Raw genomic sequence first — 619 nt, 5'->3', positions numbered from 1 at the left:
CCGTCAGATCGGGCAGGCATTGATCGCATAAAAGAATGTCGAACGGTTGGTCGGCCCCGAGCATTTTCTGCATGGCGCTTTTGGCGCTATCGGAGGTAGTCAGCCGGGTGAAGCCATAACTTTCCAGCAAGTACTGAGTGGCTATTAGTTGGAAGGGATGGTCTTCCACCACGAGGATGCGTAGATCGTCTTCGGCCATGGGGCGCACTTCATCTGTCGAACAGAAGGGAGGGCGATTGTTTCGCGAGAGTGCCGGACAAGCGATCAGTTTGCTCGACAGGTGCTGTAGGGCGATTCGACGAAACTTGAGTGCTGTTGGAGTTTGAAGGGGAGATCAGCCATTACGAATGCTGTAATGGCTGATCAATCGATACACCTCAGTGGCTGGCGCGTCCGGTCATTTCCAAGGCCATGTCACTGGCATAGCTGTCGGTCATGCCGGCGATGAAATCAATCATGCGCAAAAACGAAGTGTGCAATGGGCCGTGAGGGTCGGGTGCATTGTTGCCCAGCAGATCAAGGATACGACGGCTCTTGAACGACGGCGTACGTCCGTTGTGCTGCTCCAGCGCTGCGCCGCAAAAGGCGTTGAGCAGGATTTCCAGTGTGGTGTAGGCAC

General features: G+C 55.1%; 1 protein-coding gene and 1 pseudogene. Both read right to left on the bottom strand.

Features of this window, described 5'->3' with window-relative positions:
* On the bottom strand, nucleotides 1-199 hold a 199-nt coding region (locus AC1DVH_RS32430; protein WP_477757215.1), incomplete at its 3' end, for a response regulator.
* A 178-nt stretch (nucleotides 200-377) separates the two neighbouring features.
* Nucleotides 378-619: pseudogene (locus AC1DVH_RS32425) on the bottom strand (deoxyguanosinetriphosphate triphosphohydrolase); the annotation flags it as partial.

The organism is Pseudomonas sp. P4_C3 (assembly GCF_056402075.1).
The sequence above is the reverse complement of the archived record's forward strand: the minus strand, read 5'-3'. Positions and strand labels throughout refer to the sequence as shown.